The following is an 18,087-nucleotide window of genomic DNA, read 5'->3' as shown; positions in this document are numbered from 1 at the left end:
TGAAAGGATGTTTGTGATGACTGTAAAAAATAGTGCACCTCTTCATCTGCATGAGGTGAAAATTAATGATCCATTTTGGTCTCGTTATTTAGAGATTGTTAGAAAGGAAATGATTCCCTATCAATGGGATGTCCTAAATGATCGGGCTAATATCACAATTGAGAAAGAGCGAAATGACGAAACGATTCCATCTGAAAAAAGCCATGCTATTGAAAATTTTAAAATTGCTGCCGGTTTAAAAGAAGGTAATCACTATGGATGGGTCTTTCAGGATAGTGATGTGTATAAATGGTTAGAAGCAGTAGCGTATTCCTTGCATCATACTTATGATGAGTCCCTAAAGTATCTCGCAGACGAAGTGATCGACTTATTGGAACTTGCCCAAGAAAAAGACGGCTATTTAAATACCTATTTTTCAATTGAAGAGCCGGAGCGAAGATTCAAAAAGCTAGCGGAAAGTCATGAATTATACTGCGCCGGCCATTATATTGAAGCAGCAGTGGCTTACTATGAAACAACTAAAAATGAAAAGGCTTTAAAGATTGCCTGTAAATTAGCGGATTGTATTGAAGCGAGCTTTGGAGATGAGCCAGGAAAAATCAAAGGCTATGATGGTCACGAAGAAATTGAACTAGCGTTAGCCAAGCTTTATCAGCTTACAGGTGAAAGCAGATACCTAGAGTTAAGTAGATTTTTCTTGTATGAACGCGGAACAGACACGACCTTTTTTGAGCGGCAAAGAAAAGAAGATACCGGTAAAAGACACGTGATTGAGGGAATGACCCATCGGCCGCTAAGCTATTACCAGGCACATAAGCCGATCTTGGAACAGGAGAGTGCAGAGGGACATGCCGTACGACTCGTCTATCTTTGTGCTGCAATGGCAGATGTAGCGTATTTAAGTCATGATCAGGAAATGTTAGACGCCTGCCGCAAACTTTGGAAGAGCATTGTTCAAAAAAGAATGTATATTACGGGCGGGATTGGCTCAACGGTTGATGGGGAAGCCTTTACCTCTGATTACGATTTACCCAATGATACGATGTACTGTGAAACCTGTGCATCGATTGGCTTGATCTTCTTTGCTTATAATATGCTGAAAAATGAAGCCGATGGTACTTATGCCGATACATTAGAAAGGGCGCTCTATAATACTGTAATAAGCGGGATGGCCTTAGATGGTAAGCATTTTTTCTATGTGAATCCATTAGAGGTGAATCCGAAAAATAGTGTCAACGACCCTGGAAAGAGTCATGTGAAGGTAACACGCCCAGAATGGTTTGGGTGTGCCTGCTGCCCGCCAAACCTAGCGCGTATGTTGACTTCGCTCAATAAATATATCTATTCCATTAAGGATGACGTGATTTATACGAACCTGTATTTAACTAATCAATCTAGCGTGGTGGTCAATGGTACAAAAATTGAATTGCAGCAAGAAACAAATTATCCATGGGACGGAGATATCAAGTTTCTTATCCAACCAGATGCGCCTGCTGCCTTTGGATTGGCGGTTCGAATCCCAAGTTGGTCCAAAACCTATAAGCTCTATCTAAATGGAGAAGAAATAAAGGAACAGCCGCACAATGGTTATGTCATAATTGACCGAGAATGGCAAGGCAATGAGGAATTGCTCGTATCCCTTGATATGAATATTCAGGTGTGGTCAGCGAACCCCTATGTAAAAGCAAATGTAAATAAAATTGCGATCCAGCGCGGCCCATTAATTTATTGTTTAGAAGAGGTCGATAATGGAGATAACCTGCATCTTATTCGGATTCCTAAAACTGAGCCATTTAGCTATCGGTTTGAGGAGAACCTTTTTGGCGGAGTGGGTGTGATTGAAGTAACGGCCAAAAAGAGGGTGGTCCAAGAGGAATGGGAAAATCAGTTATATGCAACAGATCTAGACGAAGAATATGAAGAAAAGAAAGTGACTTTCATACCTTATTATTGCTGGGCAAACCGAGCTTCTGGAGAAATGCAGGTTTGGGTAGCAAAGGAGTAGTTTAGTGAAGCCTTTGGCAGGATGGATCCTGTTCAGGGCTTTTTTTGTGGAAAATATTATCCTAAAGAAAATATTGATTTTTTTGAAAATTTATTCTAATATAGTGAAAGACTAATTATTTAGAAAAGCGAAAAAATTACAGGGGGGGGGTCCTGTTATGCAGGTCATCGAGAAAATCAGCAGCTTTGCCGGGAAGACATTTACATTATGGGTACTAGTTTTTGCGGTTATTGCGTTCCAATTTCCAAGTCACTTTGTGTGGTTAGGAGGCTATATTGTTCCTCTATTAGGCATAGTTATGTTTGGTATGGGCCTGACACTAGAATTATCGGATTTTAAAGAGGTACTTAGAAGGCCGAAAGAAGTAGCGCTTGGAGTCATTGGGCACTTTGTCATCATGCCGCTGTTAGCCTTTTTATTGGCCGTTGGATTAGATTTACCGAAGGAAGTCGCTGTTGGGGTTATTTTAGTAGGCTGCTGCCCAAGCGGAACCGCTTCTAACGTGATGGTGTTTCTAGCAAGAGGAAATGTGGCACTGGCTGTAGCGATTGCCTCTGTTTCTACGATTCTAGCACCAGTTGTAACGCCATTACTGATTCTTCTATTTGCTAGTAAATGGGTGGATGTGAGTGTGGCATCGTTATTCTTATCGATAGTACAAGTGGTTATTGTTCCGTTAGCGTTAGGTTTTATTATTAAAAAATTCTTTGGAAAACAGGCCCAAGCTGGTGCCAAGGCCTTGCCGCTTGTTTCCGTTATTGCGATTGTATTAATTGTATCTGCTGTCGTTGCAGGCAGTGCAGCAAAGATTGCCGAAACGGGTCTACTTATTTTTGGAGTGGTCATCCTTCACAATCTGTTAGGATTCTTGATTGGATTCTTCTTTGCCCGTTTATGCGGAATGGACCTTGCGAAACAAAAGGCAGTAGCAATGGAAGTGGGTATGCAAAACTCTGGTTTGGGAGTGGCAATTGCTACCGCTCATTTCTCGCCATTAGCGGCGGTACCAAGCGCCATTTTCAGTGTGTGGCATAACTTATCTGGCTCGGTTCTCGCGAATCTATTCAGCCGGATGAAGGATAAGAATGAAAACGCAAATAGCAGCAAGCATATAGCCTAATCTAGAAACCTCCCACAGCTGGGGGGTTTTTTATTTTGTAGAATAGATCAGGATTTTTGTGGAATTCGGACTGAATGAATGAAAGAGCAACGAAAATATAAGCCAAAGAAATAAACCGTAAAAAAGAATAGCCATGTTTAACAATAAAATAGGGCGGGTATGAAACGAATAAGAAGTCATAAAGGAGGCATAAAAATGAATGTTGCTGATGTAATGACAACGGATGTGGATTGCTGTACTCCTGAAAGTACTTGTAAGGAAGCAGCCATGAAAATGAAAGAACTGGATGTAGGTGCGATTCCGATTTGTGAAAATGAAAAATTAGTGGGAATTATTACTGACCGCGATCTGGTCATAAAGGGATTAGCCAATGGTCTTTCGGATGATTCTACTGTTTCTGAATTAGCCACAAATATGGTAGTGAAAGGGACTAAGGACATGTCCATTGAGGAAGCTGCAAAAATCATGTCCCATGAACAAATTCGCCGCCTTCCGATCGTGGAAAATGAAAAATTGGTTGGAATGGTCTCTCTGGGTGATTTAGCTGTTAATAATCAGTCGAGTGATGAGGCTGGAGAAGCACTTAAGGAAATCTCGGTTCCATCCGAACCTAATAAATAACTTTAGTAATCCGGCTCTAAATGGGGCCGGATTTTCCTTTTGGCAGGAATTCTCTGAATCTATTAAAAACTTTGTTATTTACAAGTTGCATATAATTATTTATAATCCTATATAAATACTTGGAATTAGGATAGGGCGTGTGCAAAGATGAGTATAGGAATTGCATTGATGGGCTTATTGGTCGGTTTTTTGGTAGGGTTGACTGGAGTGGGCGGAGCTGCGCTTCTGACACCTGTATTAATTTTAATAGGGGTGAATCCTTCGATAGCCGTGGGTACAGACCTTGTCTATAACTCGATTACCAAATTGTTCGGTGTGTTTGGACACTGGAAACAAAAAACAGTGAATCTCCAGATGGTTAAGTATTTAGCGATGGGGAGTATCCCAAGTGCGGCCATTGCTATCGGAGGTCTTCATTACTTTGAAGCATCCTACCATAATCAAGAACAAATTATCAGACACGCCCTTGGTTATGTGCTCATCTTTGTTTCCGTTGCTATTATCTTCAAAACCTTTATGGAAAAAAAGCTTCGCCCTAATCGCTGGCAGACCAAGCCTCTGAGCGAGAAGAAGCTTTTAACGGTTTTAATTGGTGTCTTCTTTGGATTTATTGTCGGACTCACTTCATTAGGTTCCGGTTCATTATTCGCTGTCGCGATGATCTATCTTTATAAAATGAAGACATCCGAGATGGTTGGTACGGATATTACGCATGCGTTTCTACTTGTTACGGTAGCAGGATTACTTCATGTTGGTTTTGGCAATGTGAACTATACGCTTGTAGGGAATCTACTAATGGGCTCCATTCCAGGAGTATTGATCGGAAGTACGATTTCTGCGAAGGTTCCGACAAGACCACTTAGGGCTGTTGTGGCTGTCTTAATTTTTGTGAGTGGAATCAAGTTAATATAATCAAGAGAAAGTCAGCATATTTTATGCTGGCTTTTTTTATTTTCGAAGTTAATTTCAATAGAATTCAAATTTAATTTTGTAAATCCCTCCTTTTTTTAAAAAATAACGGTCTGTTTTCACCAACTTTTCACCATTCCCCTTTACTATTCATTACATCAGATAACGAAAGGAGGAAACAAAGAGATGAATACAAAGGTCAGAAAGGGTATTTTCTGGGGTGTGCTCATCGCTTCTACCGTTTTGGTGATTAACGTACTCCACTTTTTACTAGGAGGAAGCAGCGCTTTTGCGAGAGGTCCACATGGCGGACATGGTCCTGGTGGAATGGGGATGCAAGGCGGGTTTGGCCACCAGCAGATGATGAATGGCGCTCCCCACGGAGGAGGATTCCCATGGGCTTTCCTTATTATTGGACTAGCTGTTCTAGTGCTTCTAGTAAGATGGCTTAAAAAGAAGTCAAAAGCTTCTTCTATGCAACAGTTTATTGACACCTCTCTTGTAGGTTCGCATATACCAGTAACCAACCAAAATGCTAGCATTTTGGATCAATGGGAAAAAAATATTTTAACTAAAAAGGAGAATGAATAACATGGGTATTTTTAAACGATTAAAGACCATTACAATGGCGGAAATTAACGGATTATTAGACGGAATGGAAGATCCGATTGCCATGCTAAATGAGTATTCTCGAGAAATGGAACAGGAAATTACAAAAGGGCAGCAAGCCTTAGCTCGACAAATTTTTGTAGAGAAAAAACAAGAGGCACTGATTAAAGAAACCAAAGCATTGGTGGACAAGCGTATGCGTCAGGCGAAACTAGCACTTGAGCAAGGCGACGAGGCCATGGCAAAACTGGCTGTACAAGAAAAGCTAAGCAAAGAAAACCAGTTACAACTTTATGTGGATCAATTAGAGTCGATTAAGGGACAAACTCAAATCCTTGTTGGAAAATTGGACCAATTGAAAGATACGTATAACCAAATGCAGCAAAAGAAAATCTTGTTAGCGTCACGTGCGAATGTAGCTCAGTCCATGAAACAAATTCAAAAAGTAACAGTTTCTTTCCATACGGATGATATTGCTAGAGGGGTAGCCCGAGCGGAAGAGAAGATTTTAATGATGGAAGCAGAAGCTCAAGCAGGTAACCAGTTTGCGGCTCCATTAGCAAAGTTTGATGCGGCATACGATTCGTTTATGAGTGATGAAGAGTTAAACAAGGAAATTGAAAAGTTAAAGAACGAAAAAGTAGCCGTTTTATAATTCAAGGGAGAGAAGCACCACCGTCTAGGGTGGTGCTTCTCTTTCTATCTGGCAGTTAGTGGTGGTTTTAAGCAGTAAGGGGTAATCAAGATAATTTGGCAATTATCTCGTATTGGTCGGGCTGTTTTAGCAATGAAGACAGGCTGATTTTTTACGCTTGGTAGAGTAGCCGATGACCGCTATAGACGATCGAGCAGGAGCAAAAGGAGAGCCAAAGGTAGCCAATGACCATTATAGACGACCGAGCAGAAGCAAAAAGGACCCTCAGGGTAGTCAATGGACGCCATAGACGACTGAACAGGAGCAAAAGGAGAGCCCAAGGTAGTCAATGGACGCCATAGACGACCGAGCAGGAGCCAAAGGAGCGATGAAGGTAGCCAATGACCGCCATAGACGACCGAGCAGGAGCCAAAGGAGCGATGAAGGTAGCCAATGACCGCCATATACGACCGAACAGGAGCCAAAGGAGAGCAAAAGGAGAGCCAAAGGTAGCCAATGACCATTATAGACGACCGACCAAGAGGAAAAAAAGCCCCGAGGGTAGCCAATCACCCCACACCATTCATAACCCCTATAATTTCCTTTAAATGTTTGAATACTTTGTTAACATTAATTAGAAATTGGTACATTATGGTTTGGTTAACTATTTAGTTCATTGCTCTTTTGAATAAATATCATTATAATTATACATGTCTAATTACTTACTTAGGATACAACAGACATAATGTAAAAAGAGGTGATTATTATGAATTTTAATCCAGTATCCAGCAAAAAATTATATATGCAAATTTATAATCAAATTCTTTCAGAAATCCAAGCAGGTACATTTAAAATAGGTGATAAACTGCCAGCTGAAAGGGAACTATGCGAAATGTTTGGTGTAAGTCGTGCTCCAATTCGGCAGGCCCTGAGCGCTTTAGAATTAAATGGCATAATATATTCCCGTCAAGGTGAAGGTGTTTATGTGAAAAGCACTCAGCTTGCAACTGACCAATCCTTTTTTAAATCCATATCACCTGAAGATATTGTTGAGGCAAGAATGAACATCGAGCCGCTAATTGTTAAATTTGCCGTCCAAAGAGCAACTGATGAAGACATAAAGGAGCTTCGCTCAACCATAAACCAGATGGAAGAGGAAACTAGGTCTAGAGTATATGTACCAGAAACAGACGAGAAATTACATTGTGGGATTGCCAAGGCCTCTCATAATGATTTATTTATCAACATCATGGCTGATATTATCAATGCGATGAAACAGCAGGAAATGTGGAAATTTATTCGGGATCGGACGGTAACACGACCAGACTACCGGGACGTTAATTTCAGAGAACACCAATTACTTATTAAGGCAATCGAGGATCGTAACGAAAAAGAAGCAGTGAAAATTATGACCAATCATATGCAAAATTTATATGATCGGTATTGGAAGGATTAGTTGACTCAACCTTTCAAAACAGTATCGTACGAATACGCTAAATTCCCCATCCAAAATAGTGATGGGGAATTTTTTTATTTTTTTTAAGACTTATTGACAAACAAAATCAAGAAAAGTATATTAATTACATAACATCTTAGTAGACAAGTGAACAAGAAGACAAATTGGAAAAGGGAGAAAGTATTTAAAACAAAGGGGGAGAATATGAGAGCAGCAGTCATTGATAAACCATTTTCGATTGTTTTACATGAGGTTGGTTCACCGGTCATAAAGCATGCGAACGAGGTTAAAATTCAAGTGGTCGTAACTGGAATATGCGGATCCGAAATTCATGCTTATCATGGAACACATCCTTTTCGAATCCCACCCGTTATATCTGGACATGAGCTTGCAGGGGTGGTTGTAGAAACAGGTTCAGACGTCTTGGGTACCTCAGTGGGGGATCGAGTTACTGTGGAGCCTCATTATGGATGTGGTGAATGTAAAACGTGTAAAGCTGGCAATTATCATATTTGTATAGAAAAAAGGGTGCTAGGTACACAAGAATGGATCGGTTCTTTTGGTGAATATATTGTTGTTCCGGAAAACACCATTGTAAAGTTACCAGATCATGTATCGTATGAACAGGGTGCCCTAATCGAACCCCTTGCAGTGGGCGTTCATGCTGTGAGAAAGGCTGGTGTAGGGCAGAAGGATAAAGTAGCTATTCTCGGAGCAGGCCCTATAGGTTTGGGTTTAATGATAGCTGCAAAAAACGCAGGCGCAACCGAGATTTTCATAACAGATGCATTAGATTATAATCTAGAGATTGCCAAAAGACTGGGTGCCACTTCCCCAATTAATACGAATGATGAGGATGCAGTTGGACGAATATTGGAAGAGACAGATGGTGAAGGGGTAGACACCGTATTTATTGCTGTGGGTATTCCATCCGTACTGAATGATTCCTTCAGGATCGTCAAAAGAGGCGGAAAAGTATCTGAAGTAGCTCTTTTTGGCAAGAAACCAGAAATCGACATTTCGTACCTTCAAAATAAAGAGATCGAATTAATGGGGTCTAACATGTATGTGAGAGAGGATTTTGAGATTGCAGCAGAGGCAATCGCAGCAAACTTTTTTGATACCTCTTTGCTTATATCAAAGGTGATACCAATTGAAGCTATCAAGGATGCTATGAATATAGTTGATCAAAAATTAGAGAATGTTATAAAGGTTTTATTGAAATATTAAATGTTCCATATCTTTGCAGCTTTAAAGCTATGTGCATCCATCTTTTATAGAGAATAATGTAAGGGTTTGCAAGTATTCTAAGGGAGAATTAAAGGAGGAATTATTTTGGATCTACTTCAATTGGAACGTACAACTACTAAAAAGGTGACGTTAAGATTAATTCCGTTTTTATTTTTATGTTTTACCATATCGATACTAGATCGGGTGAATATTGGATTCGCCGCACTACAAATGAACCAAGATTTAGGTTTTTCTAATGCCGTTTTTGGATTTGGAGCAGGGATCTTTTTCTTGGGTTATTTCCTTTTAGAGGTACCGGGCAGTGCCATCATGACGAAAATTGGACCAAGAAAATGGATTAGTAGAATCATGGTTACATGGGCCATCATTGCTATTTTAATGGCTTTTGTAAAAACTCCGATGCAATTTTATACAGCGCGATTTCTTTTAGGTGTTGCTGAAGCTAGTTTTTATCCATGTATGGTCTTTTATTTAAGCGGTTTTTATCAGACGAAGCATCATGCAAAGGCGATTGCTGGATTTATGATTGCTATTCCAGGTGCGAATGCATTAGGTTCACCACTTTCCACTTACTTACTGGGAGTTAACTGGTTTGGACTGGAGGGATGGCAATGGTTGTTTATTATGGAAGCGATTCCGGCCGTGATTTTAGGTATCATTTGCTATTTCTATCTTGATGATAAAATTGAAGATGTAAAATGGTTAAATAAAGACGAAAAAAAATGGCTCATTGACATCACAACAAAAGAGAAGCTTCAAAAACAGGAAGTAAAGCACTATACATTCTTGCAGGCTTTAAAGGATCGTGATGTTTTAATCTTATCGGTTGGATATTTTTGCTGGATGATCGGCTACTACGGAATTGTCATGTTTTTACCAACCATTTCAAAAGGTTTAACAGAAGCAACTTCCATTAGTACCCAATCAATGGGGTGGGTGTTAGGATTCATGTATGTTTGTGCCATGGTTACGATGTATCTAGTTGGTAACCATTCCGACAAAAAGAACGAGCGGCGCTGGCATGTTGCGGCATGTTTAACAACCAGTGCGGTTGCGATGATCATTAGCAGCTTGGTGGCCAATACCAGTATTGTTTTATCATTTGTCTTTTTAACCATCGCCCTTTGTGGAGCATTTGGTGCATACTCTCCATTCTGGTCCATTCCTCCATCCTTCTTAACTGAAGCAGCAGCTGCAGGGGCCATTGCACTTATTAACAGTATAGGGAATCTTGGTGGTTTCTTTGGACCTTACATTGTTGGCTATATTAAAGATGTAACAGGATCATTTAATGCTAGTATGGTTTTCTTAGGTGCAAGTTTGATACTGGGCTCTTGTATTGTTGTTTTCTTAGTAAAACAGTCAGGCAAGATTTTAAAGTCGAATGTCGAAAAAAAATTGGAAAAGACTAGTTAAAAAGTTTATTAATCTATATCTTTAGCCGTCTCCAACCTTCGGATAACAATCTTTGTTGACCGAGGGTTTTTTTGTCTTTCCAGATCAGGACAGGTGAGTTTTATCCATTTTTCAATTGGTCCATTTTATATAAAAACTTTATTGACAAATATGAAAACGGTGCTATACTGAGTTCATAAGTTAACTTAGTAGACAAGTAGACAAGAACACAACCAAGCCATATAAAAGGTTATCAAAATTAAATGAGGTGACTGCTATGAAAGTTGTTGGTATTGAAGAATTAAAGCAAAAAGCGATTGAGATGAGGAAAACAGCTCTCACGATGATACACGAAGCGCAATCTGGGCATCCAGGAGGCTCCTTATCTGCAGCTGATGTGGTAACGGCCCTTTATTTTAGAGAAATGAACATTGATCCGAATAATCCCCAATGGGAAGATCGTGACCGGTTCGTTTTATCAAAAGGACATGTTTGTCCGATCCAATATTCTGCATTAGCTTTACGAGGATATGTACCATATGACACCATTTACACCTTAAGAAAGTATGGTTCTCCATTCCAAGGGCATCCAGATATGAAAAAGTGCCCAGGTATTGATATTTCTACAGGCTCGTTAGGACAGGGACTTTCTTGTGCAGTAGGTATGGCACTTGGAGGCAAAAGGGATTCAAAGAAATACCGCGTTTTCGCTATGTTAGGAGACGGCGAGTGTCAAGAAGGCCAGATTTGGGAAGCGGCACAAAGTGCTGTTAAATATCAGTTAGATAATTTAGTTGTATTCGTTGATGATAATGGATTGCAAATTGATGGTACAACCGAAGAGATTATGCCAAACCAAGATTTAGAAAAGAAATTTGAGGCGTTTGGTTTCGAAACGAAAAGAATCAATGGCCATTCGATGGAAGAGATTGTTGAAACACTAGATGAGATTCGCGAAGCTAAAAATGGAAAGCCAAAATGTATCGTACTGAACACGGTAAAGGGTAAGGGAGTATCTTTTATGGAATATTCCGTTGGCTGGCATGGGGTCGCTCCAAATGATGTCGAGTTTCTGAATGCAATTGAAGAAGTAGTAGGAGGGTTAAAATAATGAGCTTAATGGAAAAAGATATTTTACTTAAAAAAGCTACTAGAGAAGCATTCGGTGATGAAATTGTCCGTTTAGGGGAAAAAAATAAAAATATTTATGTGGTGGATATTGATATCGGTAAATCATGTAAGACCACCGAATTTGCAAAACAATTTCCAAATCAGCATGTGAATGTTGGTATCGCTGAACAAAATGGGGCAGGATTAGCGGCAGGACTTGCGACAACTGGTAAGATCCCTTTTGTAAGCACTTACGCCGTATTTGGTTCATTAAGAATGGCGGAGCAGATCAGACAAGAAATTTGTTATCCGAACCTAAATGTAAAAATTGCTTGTTCTCATGGCGGACTTACTCCAGCAAATGATGGGGCAAGTCATCAAAGTATTGAAGATATGGGCGTACTAAGAACGATTCCTAATATGACAGTTATTATGGGTGCTGACTATTATTCTACTAGAAAATTAGTAGAACAAGCGGCTGAAATGTATGGACCGGTTTACCTTCGTTTTACGAGAGATACAGTACCGATGTTATATGATGAAAATGAAGAATTTACGATTGGGAAAGCGAAGCAGATCAAGGACGGCAAAGATATCGCGATTATTGCAAATGGTGACACCGTCTATCTCGCCTTAGAAGCTGCAAAGCGATTAGAAGAAGAAGGAATATCTGTAAAACTGTTAGACATGCATACAATAAAGCCGCTAGATCGGGAAGCTGTCGTTGACTGCCTAAATATTGGCAAAATCATTACTGTTGAGGACCATAATATTTTAAATGGTCTCGGAAGTGCCGTATGTGAAGTAGTGGCCGAGGAAGGCAAGGGGATTGTGAGAAGAATTGGGGTTCAAGATCAATTCGGACAGTCGGCCCCATATGAAAAATTGTTAGAGCTTAATGGAATTACGATTGAAAATATTGTCACTACAGCAAAAAATTTAGTCCAAAACTAATAAATCATCGAGGAGAGAAGAAACATGTTTGAATTAAAGAATAGAGTAGCAATCGTTACAGGCAGTGGGTCAAAAAAGGGGATTGGACGCACAATTGCATTAACCCTTGCAAAACAAGGAGCAGCAGTGGTTGTCGCTGACCTTAATATGGAAGGAATTCAGGATACCGTCCATGCGATTGAGGAAGCCGGCGGAAAGGCTTTAGGAGTAGAACTAAATGTCACCAGTAAAGAATCGAATGAGGCCATGGTAGAAAAGGTTCTCGAAACCTTTGGCAGAATTGATATCCTTGTGAATAATGCTGGAATTTCACAAAAGGTAACCGTTGAAGATATGACCTATGAGGACATCAACCGAGTATTTAATGTAAACATGTTTGGCCTGTTCCTATGCACCCAAGCCGTACTAAAAACGATGAAAGAGCAAAAGTATGGCCGAATCGTTAGTCTTTCCTCTGTTTCCGCTAAACGAGGCGGCGGGGTATTTGGCGGGCCGCACTATTCCGCATCAAAGGCTGCCGTATTAGGATTCTCTAAGAATCTTGCTCGTGAAGTTGCCCTTAATGGAATCACAGTGAACTGTGTGGCACCAGGTCTTGTTAATACAGACATTTGGAAGTCCCTTCCTGAAGATGAGGCAAAGAAAGTGATCGATGGAATTCCAATGGGAAGACCAGGTGAGACGGAAGAGATTGCGGCAACGATTGCTTTCTTAGTTTCAGAAGAAGCATCCTACATTACAGGGGAAGAAATTGATATTAATGGTGGTTCACATATGGATTAATTTTATCCTTACTGCACAGGCATTCCAGTCAGGAATGCCTGTGTAATTTCAATGAACACTTTACGGAGAGGGGTGGTTGTGATTAATTTTAATCCAGTGGCCAGTAAGAAATTATATATGCAAATTTATCATCAAATCCTTTCTGAAATCGAATTGGGTTCCTTTAAAAAAGGCGATAAACTGCCTGCCGAAAGAGAGTTGTGCGAACTGTTCGGTGTAAGCCGTGTTCCTATTCGACAGGCCTTAAGTGCATTGGAATTAAATGGGTTCGTCTATTCCCGTCAAGGTGAAGGTGTTTATGTGAGAAGTAATCAGATTACACTTGATCATTCTGAATCGGCCATTTTCTTTAAATCAATATCCCCAGAGGATATTGTTGAAGTAAGGATGACTATTGAGCCTCTTATTATAAAATTTGCAGCCCAAAGAGCAACGGATGAAGACATAGAGGAACTTCGTTTGACTCTCAAAGAGATGGAGAAAGAAACAATGGCTGGAGTTTATGTACCAGAAACAGACCACAAATTACATTTTAGTATTGCAAAGGCCTCTCATAATGACTTATTTATTAACATTATGGCGGCTATCAGTAATGCCATGAAACAACAAGAAATGTGGAAATTCATTCGAGATCGAACGGTCACTCGACCGGATTATCGGGACATTAATTTTAAGGAACATCAATTACTTATTAAAGCGATTGAGGAGCACAACGAAAAAGAGGCAGTGGAAGTTATGAAGAAACATATGAAAAACTTGTATGATCGCTATTGGAAAGATTAAACCTTATTAAGTTTCACTCCAAATCGTATTGACAACCCTTACATGCAAAGATATACTTAATGCAAAAAGGTAACTTAGTATACAAGTAGACAAAATGAACATCCTATCTATTGGTGTTAACGAAGGATATTTAAAGTTTTATTGAAAGCGTTTGATGTATAGGTTTACGATGAATTCAATTTAGTAATCTTCTATCATCTTAGAGAAACTACTTTTCAAGGATAATTTAATTCCCTGTAACCTTAATTGAGATAAAGCTTGGAATAAGGAAGGGATAACAACATGAGGGGGAATTATTTTGGATCAGTTTGCACTTGAGAGTTCAACGACTAAAAAAGTTACGTTAAGATTAATTCCATTTCTGTTTCTTTGTTTTACCATATCCATACTTGATAGGGTGAATATTGGATTTGCTGCTTTGCAAATGAACAAAGATTTAGGTTTTTCAAATGCTATATTTGGATTTGGAGCAGGGATCTTTTTCCTTGGTTATTTCCTTTTAGAAGTACCAGCTAGTGCAATGATGGCAAAGGTAGGCGCAAGAAAATGGATTAGTAGAATCATGGTTACATGGGCCATCCTTGCTATATTAGTAGCTTTCGTCAAAACACCGATGGAGTTTTATATGGCACGCTTTCTCTTGGGAGTTGCTGAAGCTAGTTTTTATCCATGTATGGTTGCTTATTTAAGTAGTTTTTATCAAACGAAACATCATGCAAAAGCGATTGCAGGATTCATGGTGGCGATTCCCGGTGCGAATGCATTAGGTTCACCACTTTCTACTTATTTGTTGAGTATTAACTGGTTAAGTTTGGCTGGCTGGCAATGGCTGTTTATTTTGGAAGCGATTCCGGCACTTATCTTAGGGATTATATGTTTTTTCTATCTTGATGATCGAATTGAAGATATAAAATGGTTGAACAAAGATGAGAAGAAATGGTTAATTGACGTGACAACAAAAGAGAGACTTGAAAAACAGCAGATCAAACACTATACGTTCTTACAGGCTTTAAAAGACCGTGATGTTCTAATCTTATCTGCAGGATATTTTTGCTGGATGGTTGGCTATTACGGAATTAACATGTTTTTACCATCCATCTCAAAAGGCTTGTCTGAGGCAACAGCACTAAGCAATCAAAGTATCGGCTGGATTTTAGGCCTTATGTATGTTTGTGCCATGGTCACGATGATTCTAGTTGGGAATTCTTCCGACAAGAAAAATGAAAGACGTTGGCATGTTGCGGTATGTTTAACAGTAAGTGCTGCTGCCATGATTATTAGCAGCTATATATCTAATTCAAGTGTGATCTTATCATTTGTATTTCTAACCATTGCTCTATGTGGAGCATTCGGGGCTTATGCTCCATTTTGGGCGATCCCGCCTTCCTTCTTAACTGGAGCAGCAGCAGCAGGAGCTATAGCTCTCATCAACAGTATAGGAAATCTTGGTGGATTCTTTGGCCCTTACATTGTGGGCTATATTAAGGATACAACAGGATCCTTTCATACTAGTATGATTTTCTTAGGTGTCAGCATGATCATAAGTTCTTGTATCGTTGTTTCCTTGGTAAAACAGTCAGGAAAGGTTCAAAGCAAGAGTGACGAAAATATATTGAAAAAAACTAGTTAAGAAAATCTATCACTACAGAGTTTAAACATTAAATAATCCGAATTCATATGAGGTGTATTGGTCATGAAAAAACTAGGAGTCCTAACTAGTGGTGGAGATGCCCCAGGAATGAATGCTGCTATAAGAGCAGTAGTAAAAGCAGCAAATCACTACCAAGTGGAAATCATGGGGATACAATATGGATTCCAGGGTTTAATTGATGGAAAGATTCATAAACTAACTTCCCAAGAGGTAGAAGATATTGCGGATAGAGGCGGGACGATATTAAAAACGTCAAGATCCTTAGAATTCATGGAGGAAATAGGACGAGAGAAGGCTTTAAATGTATTAAAAAATTTGGAGATAGATTGCTTGATTGTCATCGGTGGGGAAGGATCTTTAAAAGGAGCCGAAAAATTACATGAATTAGGGATGAAAGTGGTCGGAATACCTGGAACCATTGATAATGATTTAGCTTATACAGATTATTCCATTGGATTTGATACCACTTTAAATACGGTATTGGAGTGTATTGGTAAAATTAAAGATACTGATTATTCTCATGATAAAACAACGATTGTCGAAGTAATGGGAAGATATTGCGGCGATTTAGCTTTATATTCTGTTTTAGCAGGTGGAGGAGAAATCGTATCTACTCCAGAAAAACCATTAGATTTATATTCTATCTGTTCAAAATTGAGTCAAAGAATAAATAGTGGAAAAAATGATAACCTCGTCATTGTTACAGAAAGAATGTATGATTTACAGGACTTGCAGCAGTACATTGAAAAGAAGTTAAACATTAATGTAAGAACCACCTCATTAGGATTTATACAAAGAGGGGGAAATGCATCAGCATTTGATCGGGTATTAGCATGTAAGATGGGCGTTAAGGCAGTCGAACTGCTGATGAATGGAGAGTCGGGTCTAGCTGTTGGAATTAAGGACAATAAAATTATTTATAAACAACTTGGAAAAGTAAATTCTGAGATAGCTGATAAGCAAGATAACTATAGTTTACTAGAAAAGCTTTTATGCTAGTAAAATGATATCCCTTTATTGTTATGTGTATCAAAAAGGATTTTAATTTAACAAAAGTTACGGGGGTAGCGAATGATGGGTGCGAAGCTAGAGGAAAAACAAGGTACGATTATCTGTCAGGTGTGTGATAAAGTAATTGATATTGTTGATAGTACAGAAGGCGTTAAAACGTGGTATGGAATGTGTCAGGATTGTTTCCAAGAGAAGAAAGAAGAGTCATTGGGAGGTAAAATAGATGAAGGTAGCCATTGCATCTGATCATGGTGGTATAAATATTCGTAATGAGATCATCTCACTGCTAGAAGAGATGAAAATGGAGTACATAGATTTAGGGTGTGATTGTAGCACCTCTGTTGATTATCCAGATTATGCTATTCCTGTAGCAGAAAAGGTAGCAAGTGGTGAAGTCGAACGGGGTATCTTAATTTGTGGCACGGGGATTGGAATGAGTATTTCGGCAAACAAAGTAAAGGGAATACGCTGCGCACTGGCGCACGATACGTTTAGTGCAAAGGCAACAAGAGAACATAATAATTCCAATATATTAGCGATGGGGGAGCGTATCATCGGCCCAGGCTTAGCTCGCGATATTGCAAAAATATGGTTAACAACCCCCTTTGAAGGTGGCAGGCACGCCAACCGCATCAATAAAATAAAAGAATATGAGGAAATAAATTCGTAGGAAGCAAGGGGACGGTTCTCTTGCTTCCTCAAATGTTTTTCGATCATACTTAATGCAGAACCCCTTTCACTTATTGTGTGAAGGGGTTCTGCTATTTGTTCCTTTATAGCTCTAATTTGGAATCACAAGAACCGTCCCCATGATTCCACTGTCCTTTCACCAAGATTTCACTTTTCTCTATTAATATTCTTTTTATAAGAAGCATAGGGAGGAGGGTTTTTATTTTGAGTACGTCTACGTTGATTTTTATTTATTTGGGTGTGGCATTGGCAGGGAGTTTTCTTCCTTTTTTGAGTGTGTTTTTTGCCCATTTTCATAATCTGGTAAATTTGATGGTTAGTGCTTGCTTGGAGGGCGGTAAAATCCATCTTTATCGAGATGGCTCAGGCCAGACAACGGGGAGCCAAACGTCCCCATTTAAAAAAGCCCTGATTGCATATGCCGGCTATTCGGCTGCTTCGATGGCTACAATGGGTTTGTTCTATTTAGTGACTAGAGGATACTATGAATACGTTATTTATCTTTATTTAGGACTTGCTGTGCTTGCCTTATTGTTGTGGATCCGCAATTCGTTTGGCGTGATCTGGGGGATTTCGGTGGTAGTAGTATTGTCCGCGCCTATTTATTTCCGCTACAACAATGTCGTTTCACCAGTGAATGTTAACTTTGAAACGGTTCTCATTCATTTTAGTATTTTCCTAGCATCGGTTCTATTTGTGCAATCAATTATTGGAGCAATTCAGGTGTGCCGGCAATCTTTTATGAAGAGAAGTAATCCGAAAAGGAAAGCGGCCCTGGTTCAAACAAAATTGATTCCAGCAGCTGTTTTGGGTCTGATCTTGTTTGGTCAGACAGTACTAGCAGGCTACTTTTTTGCCCTGAATTTTATTAGTCTTCCATTTAGTTTAGATATGGATTTAACAAACCAACTTCTGGATGTGAAAAATCAAATCTGGTCCACGGTCAGTGGGAAGTTTTAAGCAGTAAATGGTTATAGGCAAAGTCATGATCTCGCATCGAACAAGCTGTTTTCTTAAAGAAAACAGCTTTATTTTTTGTTAAATTTAGATACCATCAGGATGAGGGAACCAAGGTAGTCAATCGAGGCGATAGACGACCGAGTAA

17 protein-coding genes and 1 pseudogene are annotated in these 18,087 nt (G+C 39.4%); all 18 read left to right on the top strand.

Going from position 1 to position 18,087, the window contains the following annotated elements; genetic code table 11:
• Positions 1 to 16 precede the first annotated feature (16 nt).
• Complete coding sequence (locus CVD27_RS12105) at positions 17 to 2,005, top strand: glycoside hydrolase family 127 protein (protein ID WP_101648168.1); 1,989 nt, start codon at positions 17 to 19, stop codon at positions 2,003 to 2,005.
• 157 nt (positions 2,006 to 2,162) lie between these two features.
• Positions 2,163 to 3,125, top strand: a complete 963-nt coding sequence (locus CVD27_RS12100; RefSeq protein ID WP_101648167.1) for a bile acid:sodium symporter family protein — start codon at positions 2,163 to 2,165, stop codon at positions 3,123 to 3,125.
• A gap of 195 nt (positions 3,126 to 3,320) precedes the next feature.
• A complete protein-coding gene (locus CVD27_RS12095) occupies positions 3,321 to 3,746 on the top strand; it encodes a CBS domain-containing protein (protein ID WP_101648166.1) in 426 nt (141 codons plus the stop codon).
• A 147-nt stretch (positions 3,747 to 3,893) separates the two neighbouring features.
• Positions 3,894 to 4,658, top strand: coding sequence for a sulfite exporter TauE/SafE family protein (locus tag CVD27_RS12090; protein ID WP_101648165.1), 765 nt, complete (start codon positions 3,894 to 3,896; stop codon positions 4,656 to 4,658).
• A gap of 183 nt (positions 4,659 to 4,841) precedes the next feature.
• Positions 4,842 to 5,246 (top strand): hypothetical protein, encoded by a 405-nt coding sequence (locus tag CVD27_RS12085; RefSeq protein WP_101648164.1) that lies wholly within the window; start codon positions 4,842 to 4,844, stop codon positions 5,244 to 5,246.
• Position 5,247: 1 nt separating this feature from the next.
• Positions 5,248 to 5,919 carry a PspA/IM30 family protein gene (locus CVD27_RS12080; RefSeq protein ID WP_180960246.1) on the top strand — a complete coding sequence of 224 codons (672 nt, stop codon included), beginning with the start codon at positions 5,248 to 5,250 and terminating at the stop codon, positions 5,917 to 5,919.
• A gap of 745 nt (positions 5,920 to 6,664) precedes the next feature.
• On the top strand, positions 6,665 to 7,354 hold the full coding sequence (locus CVD27_RS12070) for a FadR/GntR family transcriptional regulator (protein ID WP_180960245.1): 690 nt from the start codon (positions 6,665 to 6,667) through the stop codon (positions 7,352 to 7,354).
• A 204-nt stretch (positions 7,355 to 7,558) separates the two neighbouring features.
• Entirely contained in the window at positions 7,559 to 8,584 is a 1,026-nt protein-coding gene (locus tag CVD27_RS12065) for a zinc-dependent alcohol dehydrogenase (RefSeq protein ID WP_101648160.1), read from the top strand.
• Between the two features lie 105 nt (positions 8,585 to 8,689).
• Positions 8,690 to 10,021, top strand: coding sequence for an MFS transporter (locus CVD27_RS12060; protein WP_101648159.1), 1,332 nt, complete (start codon positions 8,690 to 8,692; stop codon positions 10,019 to 10,021).
• A gap of 241 nt (positions 10,022 to 10,262) precedes the next feature.
• A pseudogene (locus CVD27_RS12055) lies at positions 10,263 to 11,111 on the top strand (transketolase); the annotation flags it as partial.
• Complete coding sequence (locus CVD27_RS12050; RefSeq protein ID WP_101648157.1) at positions 11,111 to 12,064, top strand: transketolase family protein; 954 nt, start codon at positions 11,111 to 11,113, stop codon at positions 12,062 to 12,064. The pseudogene CVD27_RS12055 and the gene CVD27_RS12050, both read left to right, overlap by 1 nt.
• A gap of 24 nt (positions 12,065 to 12,088) precedes the next feature.
• Complete coding sequence (locus CVD27_RS12045; protein WP_101648156.1) at positions 12,089 to 12,847, top strand: SDR family NAD(P)-dependent oxidoreductase; 759 nt, start codon at positions 12,089 to 12,091, stop codon at positions 12,845 to 12,847.
• Positions 12,848 to 12,919: 72 nt separating this feature from the next.
• Entirely contained in the window at positions 12,920 to 13,630 is a 711-nt protein-coding gene (locus CVD27_RS12040; RefSeq protein WP_101648155.1) for a FadR/GntR family transcriptional regulator, read from the top strand.
• Between the two features lie 298 nt (positions 13,631 to 13,928).
• On the top strand, positions 13,929 to 15,260 hold the full coding sequence (locus CVD27_RS12035) for an MFS transporter (protein ID WP_101648154.1): 1,332 nt from the start codon (positions 13,929 to 13,931) through the stop codon (positions 15,258 to 15,260).
• 63 nt (positions 15,261 to 15,323) lie between these two features.
• Complete coding sequence (gene pfkA / locus CVD27_RS12030) at positions 15,324 to 16,280, top strand: 6-phosphofructokinase (protein ID WP_101648153.1); 957 nt, start codon at positions 15,324 to 15,326, stop codon at positions 16,278 to 16,280.
• 72 nt (positions 16,281 to 16,352) lie between these two features.
• A complete protein-coding gene (locus CVD27_RS12025) occupies positions 16,353 to 16,538 on the top strand; it encodes a GapA-binding peptide SR1P (RefSeq protein WP_257984344.1) in 186 nt (61 codons plus the stop codon).
• Entirely contained in the window at positions 16,516 to 16,962 is a 447-nt protein-coding gene (gene rpiB / locus CVD27_RS12020) for a ribose 5-phosphate isomerase B (protein WP_101648152.1), read from the top strand. Before CVD27_RS12025 ends, rpiB begins: the two co-directional genes overlap by 23 nt.
• A gap of 224 nt (positions 16,963 to 17,186) precedes the next feature.
• Positions 17,187 to 17,942, top strand: coding sequence for a M50 family metallopeptidase (locus CVD27_RS12015; protein WP_101648151.1), 756 nt, complete (start codon positions 17,187 to 17,189; stop codon positions 17,940 to 17,942).
• Positions 17,943 to 18,087 lie beyond the last annotated feature (145 nt).

The sequence above is a fragment of the Neobacillus cucumis genome, from assembly GCF_002860255.1.
GTDB classification, from domain to species: domain Bacteria; phylum Bacillota; class Bacilli; order Bacillales; family Cytobacillaceae; genus Neobacillus; species Neobacillus cucumis_A.
Note: the sequence above shows the minus strand (reverse complement) of the source record. Positions and strands in the feature narration are given on the sequence as shown.